Origin of the sequence: Streptomyces sp. ID05-26A, from assembly GCF_033794685.1 — a bacterium.
Classification (GTDB): Bacteria; Actinomycetota; Actinomycetes; order Mycobacteriales; family Pseudonocardiaceae; genus Lentzea.
This window is the reverse complement of record NZ_JARAYZ010000001.1, coordinates 336,366-354,872: the sequence shown is the minus strand read 5'-3', so window position 1 is coordinate 354,872 and position 18,507 is coordinate 336,366. Positions and strand designations below refer to the sequence as shown.

14 protein-coding genes and 1 riboswitch are annotated in these 18,507 nt (G+C 68.9%); of the genes, 10 read left to right on the top strand and 4 right to left on the bottom strand.

What is annotated here, in order from left to right; genetic code table 11:
- Positions 1-223 precede the first annotated feature (223 nt).
- Both ileS and PV646_RS01715 read left to right on the top strand, forming a co-directional pair.
- Complete coding sequence (ileS, locus tag PV646_RS01720; RefSeq protein ID WP_500339671.1) at positions 224-3,328, top strand: isoleucine--tRNA ligase; 3,105 nt, start codon at positions 224-226, stop codon at positions 3,326-3,328.
- Between the two features lie 124 nt (positions 3,329-3,452).
- Positions 3,453-4,391: a hypothetical protein gene (locus PV646_RS01715; protein WP_500339670.1), complete on the top strand. Its 939-nt coding sequence runs from the start codon at positions 3,453-3,455 to the stop codon at positions 4,389-4,391.
- Here the strand turns inward: PV646_RS01715 and PV646_RS01710 are convergent.
- Positions 4,378-4,836, bottom strand: coding sequence for an SRPBCC family protein (locus PV646_RS01710; protein WP_500339668.1), 459 nt, complete (start codon positions 4,834-4,836; stop codon positions 4,378-4,380). The genes PV646_RS01715 and PV646_RS01710 overlap by 14 nt on opposite strands.
- 62 nt (positions 4,837-4,898) lie before the next feature.
- Between PV646_RS01710 and PV646_RS01705 the strand changes: the two genes are divergently transcribed.
- Positions 4,899-5,432: a TetR/AcrR family transcriptional regulator gene (locus tag PV646_RS01705; protein ID WP_500339667.1), complete on the top strand. Its 534-nt coding sequence runs from the start codon at positions 4,899-4,901 to the stop codon at positions 5,430-5,432.
- Here PV646_RS01705 and PV646_RS01700 read toward each other — a convergent pair whose 3' ends face one another.
- Positions 5,433-6,365 carry a M28 family metallopeptidase gene (locus tag PV646_RS01700; protein WP_500339666.1) on the bottom strand — a complete coding sequence of 311 codons (933 nt, stop codon included), beginning with the start codon at positions 6,363-6,365 and terminating at the stop codon, positions 5,433-5,435.
- A gap of 147 nt (positions 6,366-6,512) precedes the next feature.
- On the opposite strand from PV646_RS01700, the gene PV646_RS01695 reads away from it, so the two are divergent.
- From PV646_RS01695 to PV646_RS01675, 5 genes are all read left to right on the top strand, one after another.
- Complete coding sequence (locus tag PV646_RS01695) at positions 6,513-7,982, top strand: potassium/proton antiporter (RefSeq protein ID WP_500339664.1); 1,470 nt, start codon at positions 6,513-6,515, stop codon at positions 7,980-7,982.
- Between the two features lie 73 nt (positions 7,983-8,055).
- Positions 8,056-8,170: riboswitch (SAM riboswitch) on the top strand.
- A 34-nt stretch (positions 8,171-8,204) separates the two neighbouring features.
- Positions 8,205-9,536 (top strand): aminotransferase class V-fold PLP-dependent enzyme, encoded by a 1,332-nt coding sequence (locus tag PV646_RS01690; RefSeq protein ID WP_500339663.1) that lies wholly within the window; start codon positions 8,205-8,207, stop codon positions 9,534-9,536.
- Positions 9,537-9,559: 23 nt separating this feature from the next.
- Entirely contained in the window at positions 9,560-10,339 is a 780-nt protein-coding gene (gene lspA / locus PV646_RS01685) for a signal peptidase II (protein WP_500339662.1), read from the top strand.
- A gap of 100 nt (positions 10,340-10,439) precedes the next feature.
- Positions 10,440-11,324: an RluA family pseudouridine synthase gene (locus tag PV646_RS01680; RefSeq protein ID WP_500342221.1), complete on the top strand. Its 885-nt coding sequence runs from the start codon at positions 10,440-10,442 to the stop codon at positions 11,322-11,324.
- A gap of 73 nt (positions 11,325-11,397) precedes the next feature.
- A complete protein-coding gene (locus PV646_RS01675) occupies positions 11,398-11,988 on the top strand; it encodes an NAD(P)-dependent oxidoreductase (protein ID WP_500339661.1) in 591 nt (196 codons plus the stop codon).
- Here the strand turns inward: PV646_RS01675 and PV646_RS01670 are convergent.
- Positions 11,977-12,873: a LysR family transcriptional regulator gene (locus tag PV646_RS01670; protein WP_500339660.1), complete on the bottom strand. Its 897-nt coding sequence runs from the start codon at positions 12,871-12,873 to the stop codon at positions 11,977-11,979. The genes PV646_RS01675 and PV646_RS01670 overlap by 12 nt on opposite strands.
- 24 nt (positions 12,874-12,897) lie before the next feature.
- Between PV646_RS01670 and PV646_RS01665 the strand changes: the two genes are divergently transcribed.
- Positions 12,898-13,701, top strand: a complete 804-nt coding sequence (locus PV646_RS01665; protein ID WP_500339659.1) for an inositol monophosphatase family protein — start codon at positions 12,898-12,900, stop codon at positions 13,699-13,701.
- A gap of 160 nt (positions 13,702-13,861) precedes the next feature.
- On the opposite strand, the gene PV646_RS01660 is transcribed toward PV646_RS01665, so the two are convergent.
- Positions 13,862-14,701: an Lrp/AsnC family transcriptional regulator gene (locus PV646_RS01660; protein WP_500339658.1), complete on the bottom strand. Its 840-nt coding sequence runs from the start codon at positions 14,699-14,701 to the stop codon at positions 13,862-13,864.
- A gap of 242 nt (positions 14,702-14,943) precedes the next feature.
- Between PV646_RS01660 and dnaE the strand changes: the two genes are divergently transcribed.
- Positions 14,944-18,501 carry a DNA polymerase III subunit alpha gene (dnaE, locus tag PV646_RS01655; protein ID WP_500339657.1) on the top strand — a complete coding sequence of 1,186 codons (3,558 nt, stop codon included), beginning with the start codon at positions 14,944-14,946 and terminating at the stop codon, positions 18,499-18,501.
- The last annotated feature ends 6 nt before the right edge of the window (positions 18,502-18,507 follow it).

The following is an 18,507-nucleotide window of genomic DNA, read 5'->3' as shown; positions in this document are numbered from 1 at the left end:
CCGTACCCTGTAATCACAGGCACCGATCCGGCCATCACCGGGGAGCCTCCGGAAGAACGGGTGCGCGAGCACCTCAGTAGAACCGGACGGGACCGGCCCGTCACAGCCGAAGAACGAGAGGCTCGCCGCACGAGGGCGAGCAAGCGGGGTGGTACCGCGGCGGGCCGAGCCACATCGGCGTGTCGTCCTCGCGTGTCCAACGTGACCGCGAGGAGCAGTGGAGATGGCCTACCCCAGGGCCGGACAGAACGAGGTCCCGGCGCAGCCGTCCTTTCCGAACCTCGAGCAGGACGTGCTCGGGTACTGGAAGGACGACGAGACCTTCCAGGCGAGCATCGACCGCAACCCGGCCGGCGAGAACGGCGACAACGAGTTCGTCTTCTACGACGGCCCGCCGTTCGCGAACGGTCTGCCGCACTACGGGCACCTGCTGACCGGCTACGTCAAGGACGTCGTGCCGCGCTACCAGACGATGCGCGGCAAGCACGTCGAGCGCCGGTTCGGCTGGGACACGCACGGCATGCCCGCCGAGTACGAGGCGGAGAAGCAGCTCGGCATCACGCAGAAGCACGAGATCGACGAGCTCGGCATCGAGAAGTTCAACGAGGCCTGCCGTACGTCCGTTCTGCAGTACACGGACCAGTGGCGCGACTACGTGACGCGGCAGGCGCGCTGGGTCGACTTCGACAACGACTACAAGACGCTCGACCTCGACTACATGGAAAGTGTCATGTGGGCGTTCAAGGCCTTGTGGGACAAGGGCTTGATCTACGAGGGCTTCCGGGTGCTCTGGTACTGCTGGCGTTGCCAGACGCCGTTGTCGAACACCGAGACCAAGATGGACGACGCGTACCGGGATCGCCAGGACCCGGCCGTCACGGTGGCGCTGCGCTTCGAGTCCGGCGAGAAGGCCCTGGTCTGGACGACGACGCCGTGGACGCTGCCGAGCAACCTGGCCGCCGCCGTGCACCCGGACGTCGACTACGTGACGGTCGTGGGCTCCGACGGCGACAGGTACGTGCTCGCGGAGGCGCGGGTCGCGGCGTACGCGCGTGAGCTGGGCGAGGAGCCCGAGGTCGTCGCCCGCTACAAGGGCTCGGACCTGGTCGGCAAGAAGTACCTGCCGCCGTTCGACTTCTTCGTGGGGCGCGAGAACGCGCACCAGGTGCTCACGGCCGACTACGTGACCACCGACGACGGCACGGGCATCGTCCACATCGCACCGGCGTTCGGTGAGGACGACAAGGTCGTGACGGACGCGGCGGGCATCGAGGTCGTCGTGCCGGTCGGGCCGGACGGCAAGTTCACCGCGGAGGTGGCGCCCTACCAGGGCGTGCACGTCTTCGAGGCGAACAAGCTGATCATCCGCGACCTCAAGGACGCGGGCCTGCTGCTGCGCCACGAGACCTACGACCACCCGTACCCGCACTGCTGGCGCTGCCAGAACCCGCTGATCCAGCGTGCGCTGTCGGCGTGGTTCGTCGCGGTCACGCAGTTCAAGGACCGGATGGTCGAGCTCAACCAGCAGATCAACTGGGTGCCGGGCCACATCAAGGACGGCCAGTTCGGCAAGTGGCTCGAGAACGCGCGCGACTGGAACATCTCGCGCAACCGGTACTGGGGCTCGCCGCTGCCCGTGTGGACCTCGGACAACCCCGAGTTCCCGCGCACGGACGTGTACGGGTCGCTGGACGAGCTGGAGCGCGACTTCGGTGCGCGTCCGGACAACCTGCACCGGCCGTTCATCGACGAGCTGACGCGGCCGAACCCGGACGACCCGAGCGGCCAGTCGGTCATGCGCCGGATCCCGGACGTGCTCGACTGCTGGTTCGAGTCGGGTTCGATGTCGTTCGCGCAGGTGCACTACCCGTTCGAGAACGCGGAGTGGTTCGAGAACCACTTCCCGGGCGACTTCATCGTCGAGTACAACGGCCAGACGCGCGGGTGGTTCTACACCATGCACGTGCTGGCGACGGCGTTGTTCGACCGGCCCGCGTTCCGCGACTGCATGGCGCACGGAATCGTTCTCGGTGACGACGGCCAGAAGATGTCCAAGTCGCTGAAGAACTACCCGGACGTCACCGAGGTCTTCGACCGCGACGGCTCGGACGCGATGCGCTGGTTCCTCATGGCGTCGCCGATCCTGCGCGGTGGTGACCTCGTGGTGACCGAGCGCGGCATCCGTGACGCGGTGCGCCAGGCGGTGCTGCCGCTGTGGAACTCCTGGTACTTCCTGGCGTTGTACTCCAACGCCGCCGGGAAGGAGGGCACGTGGCGCGTCGACTCGAAGAACGTGCTCGACCGGTACGCGCTGGCGAAGACGCACGACCTGGTGCGCGACGTCCAGGCGGCGATGGACGTCTACGACATCTCCGGTGCGTGCCAGCTGGTGCGCGAGTACCTGGAGGTGCTGACGAACTGGTACGTGCGCCGGTCGCGGCAGCGGTTCTGGGACGGCGAGCAGGACGCGATCGACACCCTGCACACCGTGCTGGAGGTCGTCACGCGCGTGACGGCGCCGTTGCTGCCGTACACGTCCGAGGTCGTGTGGCGCGGGCTGACCGGTGGCCGTTCGGTGCACCTGACGGACTTCCCGTCGGTGTCGGAACTGCCGGCGGACGACGCGCTGGTGGCGGCGATGGACGAGGTGCGCGACGTCTGCTCGACGGCGTTGTCGCTGCGCAAGGCGAACAAGCTGCGCGTGCGGCTTCCGTTGGCGCGCTTGACGGTGGCGTCGCCGGTGGCGGGTTCGCTGGAGGACTTCGCCGGGATCGTGCGCGACGAGGTCAACGTCAAGGAGGTATCGCTGTCCACGGACGTCGACGCTTTCGGGCAGTTCCAGCTGGTCGTCAACGCGCGTGCGGCCGGCCCGCGGCTCGGGCCGAACGTGCAGAAGGTCATCAAGGCAGTCAAGGCCGGTGACTGGACCGAGGAGAACGGCAGGATCGTCGCCGCCGGCGTCGAGCTGTTCGAGGGCGAGTACGAACAGCGTTTGGTGGCAACGGATCCCGCCGCCACCTCCGCGCTGCCCGGTGGTGCCGGCGTCGTCGTGCTCGACACGGTGGTGTCGCCGGAGCTGGAGGCCGAGGGTGTCGCGCGTGACCTGGTGCGCGTGGTGCAGCAGGCCCGCAAGGACGCCCAGCTCGACGTGTCCGACCGGATCACGTTGACGCTGGAGCTGCCGGACGCGGTGAAGTCCGCGGTCGAGCCGCACCTGGCGTTCGTGCAGTCGGAGACGCTGACGTCGACGGTGGTGTTCGGTGAGGGCACCGCCGAGGGCACGGTCGGCGACGGCGCCAAGGTGAAGGTCGCGGTCGCGAAGGCCTGACCGGACCGGCAAGAAGGGGCCGCTGTCTTCGGACAGCGGCCCCTCGTCGTTTCCGCGTCAGAGGCGCGTGACCGAAGTGAGAGCGGTCGTGCCTAATGTCGGGTTCCTCTGAGAGGAGTGATCAGTGATCACTGGGGGACTGCGCCTGACCGTGGGCGCCGCACTGCTGGCCGCGAGCGTCGTGGTGCCGGGCACCGCGCACGCCGAGACCACCTGCACGACCACCGAACTTCCTGTTCCGTCCGACGTCTACGTCGCCGGGCTGACCGGCGCCGGCAACGGCCGAATCGCCACCCACAGCTGGTACGACGAAGCGCAGGCCGTGTGGCAGAACGACGTGCCGCACACCGTGACTTTCCCGCAGGAGCGTTTGATCAACGGGATCAACAGCTCCGGCGTCCTGGCCACGTCGACCGAGACGGCGGCATGGCGTGACGAAGAATCGTTGCAACCGTTGCCGGGCAAGACGAAGTCGTTCGCGTGGGCGATCAACGACGGCGGTGAGGTACTCGGTCACTCGGGCTCCACGCTCGTCGTCTGGCCGGCGGACTCGACGACGCCGCGGCCGCTCAGCGGCACGGGCAACGGCTGGTGGTGGAGCCCACGTGGCATCGACGACGACGGCAACGCCATCGGCTACGTCATCGCGCCGGGGAGCAAGGACACCGGGTACGTCTGGAACCGGCAGGGCGACCGCACCGAGCTGCAGCTGCCGCCGGGTGACTACGAGGCCCAGCCGTTGCTCATCCACGGCGGCCGCGTCTTCGGCATGTCGATGCCGGAGAACGACTGGTCGCAGACTCGGTGGGTCGAGTGGAACCTCCAGGGGCAGGTCGTGCGCCTGCACGACGGTGACGTCCGCGGTGCCAACGACGCGGGTGACCTGTTGACGAACCGCCGGCAGGGGCCGGAGGTCTGGGTCAACGGAGTCCTGCGGGCCGACGGCCGGTTCGACGTGCTTCCGGAGGAGGTCCAGCCCCAGGTGCTCACCGAGAACGGCGACGTCTACGGCTTCGTCTACACCCAGGGTTCGGGTCGTGTCGTGAAGGTCAGCTGCGGCTGAGCTGACGCTTCTTCGGCGCGAACAGGCGCCGCACCTGCCGCACGTACCACGACCAGCGGGCCGGAGACTTCGGTTCCCGGCCCGCCGCGCGTTCGCAGGCGTCGAACAGGTCCTCGAGGCACGCGTCGTGCAGCCACCTGATCGCCAGCGCCCAGCGCACCCGGTCCGCGAAGCCGAAGTCGCCGACCAGTTCGTGCCGCAACACGTCCCCGGAAGCCGAGAGCGTGTGGCTGCCCGACATCACGGTGAACTCGAAGGTGATCGACTCGCCGGGCACGAACTCCGTGCAGCGGTACCGGATCGGGCCGTGCCCGCCGTCCGCGCCGACGCCCAGCGGGCGGTCGAACTCCTGCTTGCCCCAGGCGGGCGGCCAGAGTTCCTGGACGCGCTCGACGAACGGACCGGCGGGCACGCCGAGGTCGCGGGTGTGGACGTTCCTGATCATGGGAATCCCCTTCCATACGCTGCCGTATGTTCCTGGAACGTACGGTAGCGTATGGAAGCGTGGTGCGGCGGAATCGTGACGACTGGACTGAGATAGCGCTGAGAGCGCTGGCCGAGGGCGGACTGCCGGCGGTCGCGATCGAGCCGCTGGCGGCGCGGGCCGGAGCCACGAAGGGCAGCGTCTACCACCACTTCCCGAACCGCGACGCGTTGCTGCAGGCGACGGTCGAGCGGTGGGAACGGGAGCACACCGAGAAGGTCATCGAGCTCGTCGAGTCCGAGCAGACTCCGCGGGACAAGCTGAGGATGTTGTTCGCCATGGTGCTCGACACGACCCGCAAGGGGTCGGTGGAGATGGCGTTGCAGGCGGGCGCGGGGAACGAGGTGATCGCGCCGGTGCTCCAGCGCGTCACGGAGAAGCGGATCGGCTATCTGACGGAGCTGTTCGTGCAGCTCGGGTTCGGCGAGGCCCAGGCGAGGCGGCGCGCGTTGATCGCGTTCAGCCTCTACCTGGGCCAGGCCCAGATGTGGGTGACCCTGCCCGGCCTCGTCGAACCGGTGCTCGACGAGGCCGTGCAGGTGCTCACGGCCAGATGATCAGGCCGCGGTCGCCCAGAGCGCGCTGGCGATCACGTCCGCGTTGCGGTCGAGCGCCGTCGCGTTGACGTTGGACGTGGTGTCGCAGGAGCGGTGGTAGCAGCGGTCGTAGGCCTGACCGGCCGTGCCGCCCCACTTCTGGGCCTGCGCCGCGGTCTTGGTGCCCTCGGCGCCGGTGAAGGTGCCGCCGACCGGGATGCCGGCGCGGGCGAACGCCGCGTGGTCGGAACGGCCACCGACGCTGGTGAGCTCGGTCTGGACGTTCAGCGCGGTGAAGCCCGCCTGCAGACGCTGCTGCAGCGCCAGCGAACCGCTGGGCTGACCGGAGGCGCTGTAGACGAAGTAGCCGGGGTTCGGCGAACCGGTCATGTCGAAGTTCAGGTACGCCTTGATCCTCGACTTGTCCGTGGTGGACAACGAGTTCACGTACGCCGTCGAACCGCGCAGGCCGAGTTCCTCCGCGCCCCACCAGCCGAACCGCACGTGCTTGGTCGGCTGGAAACCGGTGGCCTTCATCTGCAGGGCGACTTCGAGCAGGGACGCGGAGCCCGTGCCGTTGTCGTTGATGCCGGGGCCCGCCGTGACGCTGTCGAGGTGGCCGCCCAGCATGACGACGTTGTTCAGGTCGCCGCCGGGGTAGTCCGCGATCAGGTTGTAGCCGGTGGCGCCGCCGTAGGTGAACGAGTGCACCCGCGTGGTGAAGCCGGCCGCGTCGAGCTTGCTCTTCACCCAGTTGACCGAGGCCAGGTATCCCGGTCGTCCGTGTGCGCGGTTGCCGCCGTTCGCGTTGGAGATGGACTGGAACTGGTTGAGGTGGGCTTGTACGTTCGCGACGTTGATGTTCGGCGCCGCCAATGCAGCCGGTGCGGCTGCTTGCGCTGCTGTGGTTCCGGTCACCATCAAGGCGGCCGCCAGCGCGATCAGGATCCTCATGGTTCAACTCCGTGCAGGGTAGGGATTGAGCCACTGATCAACATGCTCCGTCGTGCATGAGCTCGGTAGGGGCGAACGGCTGGACTTCTGACTCGTCTGATTCGTCGGAATCGGTGGTGATCAACCAGAATGGTCCAGGTGGGTGACGTGACGGCTGTTCTGGGCATCGGCGCGGCCGTGCTGCTGATCTCCGTGATCGCGGTGCGGGTGTCGACCCGGCTCGGGCTGCCCTCACTCCTGCTGTACCTCGGCATCGGCGTGCTGCTCGGCGAGTCGGTGTTCGGCATCAAGTTCGACGACGCCGACCTCACGCAGTCGCTCGGCATCGCGGCGCTGGTCCTGATCCTCACCGAGGGCGGCATCACGACCCGCTGGAACGCGGTGAAGTCGTCGCTGTGGCTGGGCGTCGCACTGTCCACAGTGGCCGTTGTGGTCAGTGTCGCGGTGACCGGCACGGCACTGCACTTCCTGCTGGGCCTCGACTGGCGGATGGCGTTGCTGTGGGGCGCGGTGCTGTCGTCCACCGACGCGGCCGCCGTGTTCAGCGTCCTGCGCTCGCTGGGTGTCGGCGCGCGGCTCACGGGCGCGCTCGAACTGGAGTCCGGTCTCAACGACGCACCGGTGTTCATCGCCGTGGTGCTGCTGGCCTCCTCCGACCAGATCTCCTGGACCGCGCCGCTGCTGGTGATCTACGAACTGGGCGCGGGCGCGCTCATCGGTGTGGCGCTGGGGTTCCTCGGCGGAGCCGGGCTGAGACGCGCGGCGCTGCCCTCCACCGGTCTGTACCCGCTCGCCACGGTGGCGGTGTGCGTGATGGCCTACACGGCCGGCGACCTCGTGCACGCCTCCGGTTTCCTCGCCACGTACGTCGCCGCGCTGGTCCTCGGCAACGCCCGCCTGCCGCACCGCGCCGACACCCTCTCGTTCGCCGAAGGCCTCGGCTGGCTCGCCCAGATCGGGCTCTTCGTGCTGCTCGGCCTCTACGCCTCGCCGTCACGGCTGCTCGACGTGCTCTTCCCCGCGCTGGTCGCGGGCGTGGTGCTGACGTTCGTCGCCCGGCCGCTGTCGGTGGTCCTGGCCTCGCTGCCGTTCAAGGTGCCGTGGCGGGAACAGGCGTTCCTCTCCTGGTCAGGCCTCAGGGGCGCCGTGCCGATCGTGTTCGCGCTGATCCCGCTGATCCAGGGGGTCGAGGGCGCGCGGGAACTGGTCGACGTGGTGTTCCTGCTGGTCATCGTGCTGACGGTGGTGCAGGGCACGACGCTGCCGTTCCTCGCGCGGCGGCTCGGGCTCGTGAAGACGGGCGAGGCGGTGGAGGTCCAGGTCGACTCCTCGCCGCTCGACGAGCTCGGCGCCGAACTGCTGCAGGTGCACATCCAGCGCGGGTCGAAGCTGCACGGTGTCTACATGTCCGAGCTGCGGCTGCCCACGGGCGCCACAGTCTCGCTCGTGGTGCGCTCGGGAAAGAGTTTCACGCCACAACCGACGACCCGGCTGCAGACCGACGACCAGTTGCTCATCGTCACCACCGAAGAGGCGCGCGACGCCGCTGAGCGGCGCGTTCGTGCCGTCGACAGGGCCGGTCGCTACGCCAGGTGGAAGGGCGAGACCGGCGATTAGTCGGTCTGCGAGCCTTCTCACGATGTGAATCGGGTGTCGACGGGAGGATCACGCTCCGCTAACGTCGTCGGCAGGTCATGAGAGCCAGCGTCAAGCCCAAGCTTGCTGGCCGGCAACCCTCCAACCGCGGTGGGGTGCCCTTGGTGAGGACCTGGTCCGGCGCGTGGGGCGCCGGTCAAGCGCGGGCCTTCGCAAAGGGCCCCTGGCCTCGGAGGCACCTCGATGACGCTCGCGATCACCCCCGGAACCACCACCACCGTTCCGGCTGTCGTCGGCGCCGACCTGCGCGTTCCCCTGGTCACCGGAGAGCGCGTGACCTACGCCAACCTCGATCACGCGGCCTCGGCGCCCTGTCTTCAGGAGGTCCGTGACGCCGTCGACGAGCTGCTGCCCTGGTACGCCAGCGTGCACCGCGGCGCCGGGTTCGCCTCCCAGGTCTCGACCCGCGTCTACGAGCAGGCCCGCGACCGCGTCCGCCGGTTCGTCGGGGCGCACTCCTCCGACGCCGTCGTCTTCACCCGCAACACCACTGACTCGCTGAACCTGTTGGCGCGCAGCGTTCCCAAGAACACCGCCGTCGTCCTGTTCGACAGCGAGCACCACGCCGCGCTGCTGCCCTGGAGGGGCCCCCACGTTCAGCGCGTCCTCGCTCCGTCTTCGTCCGGCGCCGCAGTTGTCGCGCTGGACCGGGCTTTGGCCGCCGCCCCGGTCGGCCCTCGGCTCGTGATCGTCACCGGGGCGTCCAACGTCACGGGGGAGCTGTGGCCGGTCGCCGAGCTCGCGAAGGTCGCCCGCCGGCATGGCGCGCGGATCGCGCTCGACGCCGCCCAGCTCGCTCCGCACCGCCCGATCAACGCCCGTGAGCTGGGTGTCGACTACGTCGTGTTCTCCGGCCACAAGATCTACGCGCCCTTCGGCGCGGGAGTGCTGGTCGGCCGCGCGGACTGGTTGCAGCAGGCCCAGCCGTACCTGGTCGGCGGCGGTGCCACGTCCAAGGTGACCGACCACGGCGACCGCCTCGGTGTGGCCTGGTCCGCGGTGCCCGAGCGGCACGAGGCCGGCAGCCCGAACGTCGTCGGCGTGCACGCGCTGGCCGCGGCCTGCGAGATCCTCTCGCGGCACTGGGAGCAGACCATCGCGCACGAGCAGGAGCTGCTGGCCCGCCTGCAGGACGGGCTGCGCACCATCCCCGGCTTCCGGGAACTCGCGATCCTGACCGACGCGGACAAGGTCGGCGTCGTGAGCTTCACGATCTCCGGCTTCGACGCGGGCTTCCTCGCCGCCGCACTGTCCGCCGAGTACGGCATCGGTGTGCGCGACGGGGCGTTCTGCGCGCACGTGATCGTGGGACGCCTGGTCAAGCAGGTCGGATCGCACGAGGAACGTGCCGTGCGCGCGTCGATCGGCCTCGGTACGACGGCCGAGCACGTTGATCGTCTGGTCGCGGCACTGCGCGCTCTCGTCACCGAAGGTCCGAAGTGGACCTACGAGCAGCGCGACGGCCGCTGGGTCCCGCAGGACGACAACCGAACCCTGCCGCCGTTCCTCGCGTAGTCCCAGTAGTGGAGACTGACCTGGTGAGCGACGAGGCCGAGGCCCCGGAGAAGGCCGCTGCGAAGACCTCGAGGGAGGTCGCTGACAAGCCTGCGGAAACGCAGGTCAGCGAGCCCGAGACGGTCGCGACCCCGGTGCTGTCGGGAGAGGTTCCCGAGCCGGAGATGACGACGCCGGGGGAGAAGTCCGCCGACGCGCCGGTCGAGGCCGGGGACGCCGAGGAGGAGTTCTCGATCACCGGCTCGCTGCCGGAGCCGAAGACGAAGATCCTCGGTGTGCTGGCCGCCGGTGTGCTGGTCCTCGACGTGCTCACCAAGGTCGTGTCCGTGGCGTTCCTGGAGGGCGCCGACCCGATCAAGCTCTTCGGCGGCGTGCTCTACCTGACGTTCGTCCGCAACCCCGGCGCCGCGTTCGGCCTGGCCGAGAGCATGACGTGGATCCTCGCGCTGATCGCGTTCGGCGTCGCCGGGTTCATCCTCTGGATCTCGCGCAACCTCCGCTCGCAGGGCTGGGCCGTCGGCCTCGGCCTGGTGCTGGGCGGCGCCGTCGGCAACCTGGCCGACCGGCTGTTCCGCGAACCGGGCCCGATGCGCGGCCACGTGGTCGACTTCCTGTCGCTGTTCGACCCGTACGGCCAGGTGTGGCCGGTGTTCAACGTCGCGGACATGGCGATCGTCGGCGGTGGCGTGACGATCATTGTCCTGGCACTCCTGCAGCACGACTACGACGGGACCGTCGTGAAGAAGGCCGAGCCCGTCGTGGAGTCCGGCGTGGAGTCCGGCGGTCTGCAGGAGTCGAAGTAGCTGCTCCTGGTAGTTTCAGCAGGTTCTGCAAGAAGAAGAAGGTCGAGGCCCCCGCGTGAGCGGTTACCGAACGCTGCCGATTCCCGACGGTCTGGACGGCATGCGCGTCGACGCCGGCCTCGCGAAGCTGCTCGGCCTGTCCCGCACCGTCGTCGCCGGCATCGCCGACGCCGACGACGTGCTGGTCGACGGCCGTGTGGTCGGCAAGTCCGACCGGCTCACCGCCGGGTCGATGCTCGAGATCACGCTGCCGGCGCCGCCGCAGCCGATCACCGTCCAGGCGATCCCCGTCGAGGGCCTGGTCATCATCCACGAGGACGACGACATCATCGTCGTGGACAAGCCCGTCGGTGTCGCCGTGCACCCGTCGCCGGGCTGGACCGGGCCGACCGTCGTCGGTGGCCTCGCCGCCGGCGGCCACCGCGTCGCCACGTCCGGTGCCGCCGAGCGCCAGGGCGTCGTGCACCGGCTCGACGTCGGCACGACCGGCGTGATGGTGGTCGCGAAGTCCGAGTCCGCTTACTCGGCTTTGAAGCACGCCTTCAAAGAGCGGACGGTCGAGAAGGTCTACCACTCGATCGTGCAGGGCCACCCGGACCCGATCAAGGGCACCATCGACGCCCCGATCGACCGGCACCCCAAGCACGACTACAAGTTCGCCGTGATGCAGGACGGCAAGCCGTCCATCACGCACTACGAGGTCATCGAGGCGTTCCGCGCGGCGTCGTTCGTTGAGGTACACCTGGAGACCGGGCGCACGCACCAGATCCGTGTGCACTTCTCGGCGCTGCACCACCCGTGCGTGGGCGACCTGACGTACGGGGCCGACCCGACGCTGGCCAAGCGGCTCGGCGTCACGCGGCAGTGGCTGCACGCGCGCCAGCTCGGTTTCCACCACCCGGCCGACGGTCAGTGGGTGTCCTACACGTCCGAGTACCCGGCTGACCTGGCCGCTTCTCTGGAGAAGCTGCGCGAAGAAGGCTGATTGCGTCTGGGTAAATCGCCGGTTAGCTAGGTTGCACTTGATGTTAACCGGCGTGCTCAATAGCGTTCTCGGCATGCACCTCACCATTCTCGCCGCCTCGGGCCGCACCGGTCTCGCCCTCACCCGCCAGGCGTTGGAGCGCGGCCACACCGTCACCGCGATCGCCCGCGACCCCCAGCGGATTCCGCTGGAACACCCGCTGCTGAGCAAGGTCGCGGGCGACGTGAGCGGTCCCTTGGACATCAACGCAGACTCGGTCGTGCTGTCCGGTCTCGGCACCGATCGGCCGGGTGTGATGCTCGACGGCGCCCAGGCCGTCGTCGCCGCCGGACCGCGCCGGATCATCTGGCTCGGCGCGTACGGAACGGGTGCGTCGGCCGAGGCGGCGGGGGAGGGCGCCCAGGTGCTCTGGAAGTTCTTCGGCGACCGGATCCCGGACAAGGTCGCGGCCGACGACACCGTGCTCGCCGCCGGGGGCACGGTCTTCCACGCCGGAGTCCTCACCGACGAGCCGTTCGAGCCCGGCCGCACGGTCGGCCTGGACGCCGCGCCGCCGTTCGACCTCGGGGCGAAGGTGAGCCGCGAGACCGTGGCCGCCGCGATGCTCGACGAGGCCGAGAACCCGCGTTTCCCCGGTGCCGTCGCGTTGCCGTTAGCGGCCTAGGACGTCCTGCACGGTCGTCCGCACCTGGTCGCGCAGCCAGGCGTGGGCGAGGTCGGAGTCGTAGCGCTGGTGCCAGTTGCAGTTGATCGGCGCCTCCGGCGACTCGGCCGGCAGGGGCAGGGTGACCAGCCCGAACGCTTCGATCAACGGCCGGCACAGGACCGTCGTGGTGGTGACCAGCGCGTCGCTCGCGGCCGCGATCTGCACCGCCGAGTGCACCGTCGCCACGGTCGCGATCACCCTGCGGCGCAGGCCTTCCGCGGCCAGCAGTTCGTCGATCGGGGCACTCAACCGCCCGCGCCGTGAGACCAGCACGTGCGGATAGGTCGCATAGGCCCGCAGGTCGAGTTCGGTGCACGGGTGACCGGACCGCATGACCACGGCGAGCGGGTCGGTGCCCAGCGTCTCCGAACGGAACTCGGGCAGTTCGGGCCTGCCGCCGCCGAGTTCCAGGTCGACCCGCCCGTGCCGCAGGTCGTCGGTGTCGGCGGAGTGCTCGGCGAGCACGCGCAGCCGCACGCCGGGAGCCTGCTCCGCGATCCGCCCGATCAACGCCGGCACCACCGACGAGGCCAGGGCGTCGTGGCACTGGATCGTGAACGTGCGGTCCAGCTCGGCCAGGTCCAGTTCCCGACTCGGTGCCAGCACGGCGTTCGCCTGGCGCACCAGCCGGCGCACCTCGTCGGCGATCCCGAGCGCGTACGGCGTGGGCGTCATCGTGTGGCCGGTCCGCACGAGGATGTCGTCGCCGGTCACCTTCCTGATGCGCCCGAGCGTCCGGCTGACCGCGGGCGACGACAGGTGCAGCCGTTCCGCGGCCCCCATCACGCTGCCCTCCTCGAGGAGGGCGTCCAGCACGGTCAACAGGTTCAGATCCGCTTGCATAACAGTCAATCTTGGAGGACAGCCATGTCCGGTCCCACCACCGCCACCCCCGCGCTCCCCACCACCACTCTCCCCGCGGCCGTCGCCGCCGTCCGGCGAGCCGGGGCGCGCTTGCTGAAGCGTTACTCGACCGAATCCCGCACCTCCTCTCTCGCGGAACTAGTCGCGGCCGTCCAGGCCAACGACGCCGCCGTGGTCGACCTGCTCAGGCCCGAACTGGAGGCGATCCGCCCGGAGGCCCGCTGGCTCGACGACGAACACGGCTCCGGCCCGCTCGACTCCGGTGAGTGGTGGCTCGTCGACCCCGTCGGCGGCAACATGAACGCGGTCCAGGGCATGACCGACTGGAACATCGGCGTGAGCCTCGTCCGCGACGGCCGCCCGGTGCTCGCGGTCGTGTACTTCCCGCTGTTCGACGAGATGTTCACCGCGATCGAGGGCGAGGGCGCGTTCCTCAACGGTGTGCGGTTGAAGGTGTCGGACAAGACCTCGCTGGACGGCGCGCTGGCGGGCACCGGCCAGGCCCAGCCCGGTCAGGGCCCGGAGATGGCCGACCGGGTCGGCGCCTCCTACAGCGCGATGGCGAAGCACGCCCTCTACGTGCGGATCTCGGTGCCGGTCACGCACCAGCTCGCCCTGGTCGCGGCCGGGCGGATGGACGTGCACTGGCAGCACGACAACGTGCGCGCGCACGCGGCAGGTGTGTTGCTCGTGCAGGAGGCAGGCGGTGTCGTCACCGATCTCGACGGCAAGCCGTGGGAGCTGACGAGCCGTGAGTACCTGGCGGCCGCGCCTGGGTTGCACGCGGCGGCACTGGCACTGCTTTAGGGCCTGTATCGAAGTCCGGTCCGCGATAGCCGGGCCCGAGGCGGCCCCTGGCGGCACGGCCGGACGGCCCACATACAACACCGGTATGCGGGCCGTCCGGCCGCACCACCAGGAACCACCTCAAGCGCGACTCTCATCGAACCGGACTTCGATACAGGCCCTAGTCCTCGACGGTCCAGACCAGGGTGTTCTGGTCCACCTCGGGACGGACGCTCCAGCGGACCTGGATGACCTGGGTCTCGTCCGGCAGCACGAACACGCTGTGCCCGCCCGCCGTCTCGCCCGGCTGCACGCCGAGCTTGTGCGCGGGCCGCGACGACAGCGACACGGGCGCCTTCGTCACGGTCTCGCCGGTCTTGGTCACCAGGACCAGGTACATGTCCGGCAGCGAGGTGTAGGGCACCTGCGAGGCGTTCGTCACCTCGGTGTGCACGACCACGGACCTTTCGCCCTCGGCGAGCTTGTAGCCGGCGGCGGTGAACAGGAAGTCCGCCGGGTCGACGACCTCGACGAGCTGGATCGTGAGGCGGGCGCCCTCGAGGCTGTCCGCCTCCAGGGCCGTGCCGATCTTGCCGGTGCGCGAGACGACGGCCTTGGGCTGCGGCTGGTCGGCGCGCACCCAGCCCGCGGACTGGGGCGGGCCCCAGGTCTGCTGTGGCGGCTGCTGGGCGGGGAAAGGCTGGCTGATCGGAGCCTGGGGTGCGTACTGCTGCTGCTGAACCGGGTGTGGGCCGCTCTGGTGCACCGCGTACGGGCCGGACGGCGGGCCGCCCATGTAGTTGCCGTAGGCGGCGGCGTTAGCCAGGGCCCTGCGCACGCCGTTCGGGTCGCACTCCACCCCGACGAGCAACGGCAGGCCGCTGCCCGAGAGGGTGATCAGGCGCATGGCGGCCTCGCGCGGGTCCATGCCCAGGCGTTGCGCGATCTCGTGCACGGCGGCGCGACCTGACTCGGCGAGAACGGCGAGCAGGCGGGCGTCTACGGGATCGGGGGGCACCACGAAATGAACGCTACCCGCCGCTCCTGATCACCGTGTCACCGCGTACCGGATCGAGATCAAGGCAACGTGCGCTGTCGTGCGGAGGTCGTACAATGCTCGACTTCGCGTGCAGAAGATCTTGGATTCCCACCGGCGGGCCCACGTGTCCAAGCCCGCTCCGGTCGGCTAGTCTCGACGAGCGCCAGGGGTCTTCCCATTCCCCTCATTCGCGCTAAAACGCTTGCTACACAAGGGGGTTGCCCGTGGCGGACTCGTTTGTGCACCTGCACGTGCACACCGAGTACTCGATGCTCGACGGAGCGGCCAAGGTGGCCCCGCTGTTCGAGGAAGCCGAGCGGCTCGGCATGACGGCTGTCGGTATGAGCGACCACGGCAACATGTACGGGTCCGACGAGTTCTACCAAACGGCGATGAAGACGGGCATCAAGCCGATCATCGGCATCGAGGCCTACCTCGCCCCGCACAACCGCCTGCACAAGAAGCCGGTCGCCTGGGGCGACCCGAGCCAGCGCAGCGACGACATCTCCGGTGCCGGCGCCTACACCCACATGACCATGTGGGCGCGCAACGCGGACGGGCTGCGCAACCTGTTCCGGCTGCACACCGAGGCCAGCAAGACGGGCTACTACTACAAGCCCCGCATGGACCGCGAGCTCGTCGCGCAGCACGCCGACGGCATCATCGCGACGACCGGCTGCCCGTCCGGTGAGGTGCAGACCCGGCTGCGGCTCGGCCAGGTGCCCGAGGCGCTCCAGGCCGCCGCCGACTACCAGGACATCTTCGGCAAGGAGAACTTCTTCCTGGAGCTGATGGACCACGGCCTCGACATCGAGCGCCGGGTCCGCGAAGGCCTGCTGGAGATCAGCAAGAAGCTCGGCATCCCGCCGCTCGCGACGAACGACAGCCACTACGTCACCAAGGACCAGGCGGACACGCACTCCGCGTTGCTCTGCGTGCAGTCCGGCAAGATGCTGACCGACCCGAACCGGTTCAAGTTCGACGGCGACGGCTACTACCTGAAGTCGTCCGAGGAGATGCGGCAGATCTGGAAGGATCTGCCGGAGGCGTGCGACAACACGCTGCTGGTCGCGTCGATGGTCGAGTCGTACGCGGACATCTGGTCCGTCAAGGACCGCATCCCGAACTTCGAGGTCCCCGAGGGCGAGGACCAGGCCTCCTGGTTCCGCAAGGAGATCCGGCGCGGCCTCGAGTGGCGCTTCCGCAACTCCAGCGTGCCCGAGGAGTACATCAAGCGCTGTGACTTCGAGGCCCAGGTCATCATCGACAAGGGCTTCCCGGCGTACTTCCTGATCGTCGCCGACCTGATCAACTACGCCCGCAGCGTGGGCATCCGCGTCGGTCCCGGCCGTGGTTCCGCCGCGGGTGCCGCCGTGTCGTGGGCGATGGGCATCACGAACATCGACCCGATCCCGCACGGCCTGCTGTTCGAGCGGTTCCTGAACCCCGAGCGCACCGCCATGCCCGACATCGACATCGACTTCGACGACCGCCGTCGAGGCGAGATGATCCGGTACGCCAGCGAGAAGTACGGCGCCGACAAGGTCGCCCAGGTGATCACGTTCGGCACCATCAAGACCAAGGCCGCGCTGAAGGACTCGGCGCGCGTCCACCACGGTCAGCCGGGCTTCGCGATCGCCGACAAGATCTCCAAGGCGCTGCCGCCGCCGATCATGGCGAAGGACATCCCGCTCAACGGCATCGTCAACAAGAGCCACCCGCGCTACGGCGAGGCCGCCGAGGTCCGGTCGCTGCTCGAGACCGACTCGCAGGTGAAGGAGATCTTCGACACCGCGCTCGGCCTCGAGGGCCTGATCCGCAACGCGGGTGTGCACGCCTGCGCGGTGATCATGTCGAAGGACCCGCTCACCGAGTCCATCCCGCTCTGGTACCGCGACGACGGCTCGTTCATCACCGGCTGGGACTACCCGTCGTGCGAGAACATCGGCCTGCTGAAGATGGACTTCCTCGGGCTGCGCAACCTCACGGTCATGGGCGACGCCATCGAGAACATCGAGGCGAACCGCGGCAAGGACGCGGTCCCGGACTTCGACACGCTCCCGATGGACGACCCGGAGACGTACGCGCTGCTCGGCCGCGGTGACACGCTCGGCGTGTTCCAGCTGGACGGCGGGCCGATGCGCGACCTGCTGCGCCGCATGCAGCCGACGACGTTCGAGGACATCGTCGCCGTCGGCGCGCTGTACCGCCCCGGTCCGATGGGTGTGAACGCGCACAACGACTACGCGGACCGCAAGAACGGCCGTCAGGAAGTCAAGCCGATCCACCCGCAGCTCGAGGAACCGCTCAAGGTGATCCTCGGCGAGACGCACGGTCTGATCGTCTACCAAGAGCAGATCATGTTCATCGCCCAGGAGGTCGCGGGTTACTCGATGGGCCGCGCGGACGTGCTCCGCAAGGCCATGGGCAAGAAGAAGGCCGAGGTCCTGGCCAAGGAGTTCGAGGGCTTCCAGGAGGGCATGCGCAACGACCCGCGCGGCTTCTCCGACGAGGCGATCAAGGCGTTGTGGGACACGATCCTCCCGTTCGCCGGCTACGCGTTCAACAAGTCGCACGCCGCCGCGTACGGCCTGATCTCGTACTGGACGGCGTACCTCAAGGCGAACTTCCGCGCCGAGTACATGGCCGCCCTGCTCACGTCGGTCGGTGACAACAAGGACAAGTCCGCGGTCTACCTCGCGGAGTGCCGCCGCCTGGGCATCAAGGTCCTCCCGCCGGACGTCAACGAGTCGGCGCTGCGCTTCGGTGCGGTCGGCACGGACATCCGCTTCGGCATGGGCGCGATCCGCAACGTCGGCGCGAACGTCGTCGAGTCGATCATCAAGTCCCGCAAGGAGAAGGGCGCCTACACGTCCTTCACGGACTTCATGGACAAGTCCGAACTCGTGGCCTGCAACAAGCGCGTGATCGAGTCGCTGATCAAGGCCGGCGCGTTCGACTCGTTCGGCCACCCGAGGCTCTCGCTGATCCAGGTGCACGAGGACGCGGTCGACGCCGTCGTCCCGATCAAGCGCAAGGAAGCCGAAGGCCAGTTCGACCTGTTCGGCGGCGACAGCGCCGACGACCAGGACGACAGCACGTCTCCGTTGGCGCACCTCAAGTTCGGCACCGACGAGTACCCGCGCAAGCAGATGCTCAGCCTGGAGAAGGAGATGCTGGGGCTGTACGTGTCCTCGCACCCCCTCGACGGAGCCGAGCGGATCCTGCGCAAGTTCGCGCCGCGCCCGATCGCGGTCGTGCTCGACGACCCGCCCAAGGAAGGCGAGCTGATCGTCTCGGGCATGATCTCGTCGATCGAGCGCCGGGTGAACAAGAACGGTCTGCCGTGGGCGATCGTGGTCATCGAGGACCTGGACGCGTCCATCGAGGTCCTGTTCTTCCCGAAGTCCTACGAGGTGCTGCGCGACGATCTGGAACTCGACTCCGCCGTGTGCGTGAAGGGCCGGGTGAACTGGCGCGAGGACAAGATGGCGATCTTCGGTGACGGCGTCGTCCCGCTCGACATCAGCGACGCGGAGGCGAACCCCGGCGCGGACCCGCCCCTCGTCCTCGGGCTGCAGACCAAGACGCTGACGCCGGAGCTGATCGAGGAACTGAAGAGCGTGTTCAAGTCGCACGAGGGGCAGGTCGCCGTGCACCTGGAGGTGCAGAAGCGCGACAAGTCGAAGGAGATGATGGTGGTGGGCAACTTCCGGGTCAGCACGACGCCGTCGCTCTTCGGTGACCTCAAGACCATCCGCGGCATCACCATCCACCGCTAGCCGTTC

What these genes read in the sequence shown, in the direction of transcription:
- PV646_RS01665 (WP_500339659.1), top strand. Translation starts at nt 12,898, where the DNA reads ATGTCCGGTCCCACCACCGCCACCCCCGCGCTCCCCACCACCACTCTC.
- PV646_RS01690 (WP_500339663.1), top strand. Translation starts at nt 8,205, where the DNA reads ATGACGCTCGCGATCACCCCCGGAACCACCACCACCGTTCCGGCTGTC.
- PV646_RS01670 (WP_500339660.1), bottom strand. Translation starts at nt 12,873, where the DNA reads ATGCAAGCGGATCTGAACCTGTTGACCGTGCTGGACGCCCTCCTCGAG.
- PV646_RS01680 (WP_500342221.1), top strand. Translation starts at nt 10,440, where the DNA reads ATGCGCGTCGACGCCGGCCTCGCGAAGCTGCTCGGCCTGTCCCGCACC.
- PV646_RS01675 (WP_500339661.1), top strand. Translation starts at nt 11,398, where the DNA reads ATGCACCTCACCATTCTCGCCGCCTCGGGCCGCACCGGTCTCGCCCTC.
- PV646_RS01700 (WP_500339666.1), bottom strand. Translation starts at nt 6,365, where the DNA reads ATGAGGATCCTGATCGCGCTGGCGGCCGCCTTGATGGTGACCGGAACC.
- ileS (WP_500339671.1), top strand. Translation starts at nt 224, where the DNA reads ATGGCCTACCCCAGGGCCGGACAGAACGAGGTCCCGGCGCAGCCGTCC.
- PV646_RS01710 (WP_500339668.1), bottom strand. Translation starts at nt 4,836, where the DNA reads ATGATCAGGAACGTCCACACCCGCGACCTCGGCGTGCCCGCCGGTCCG.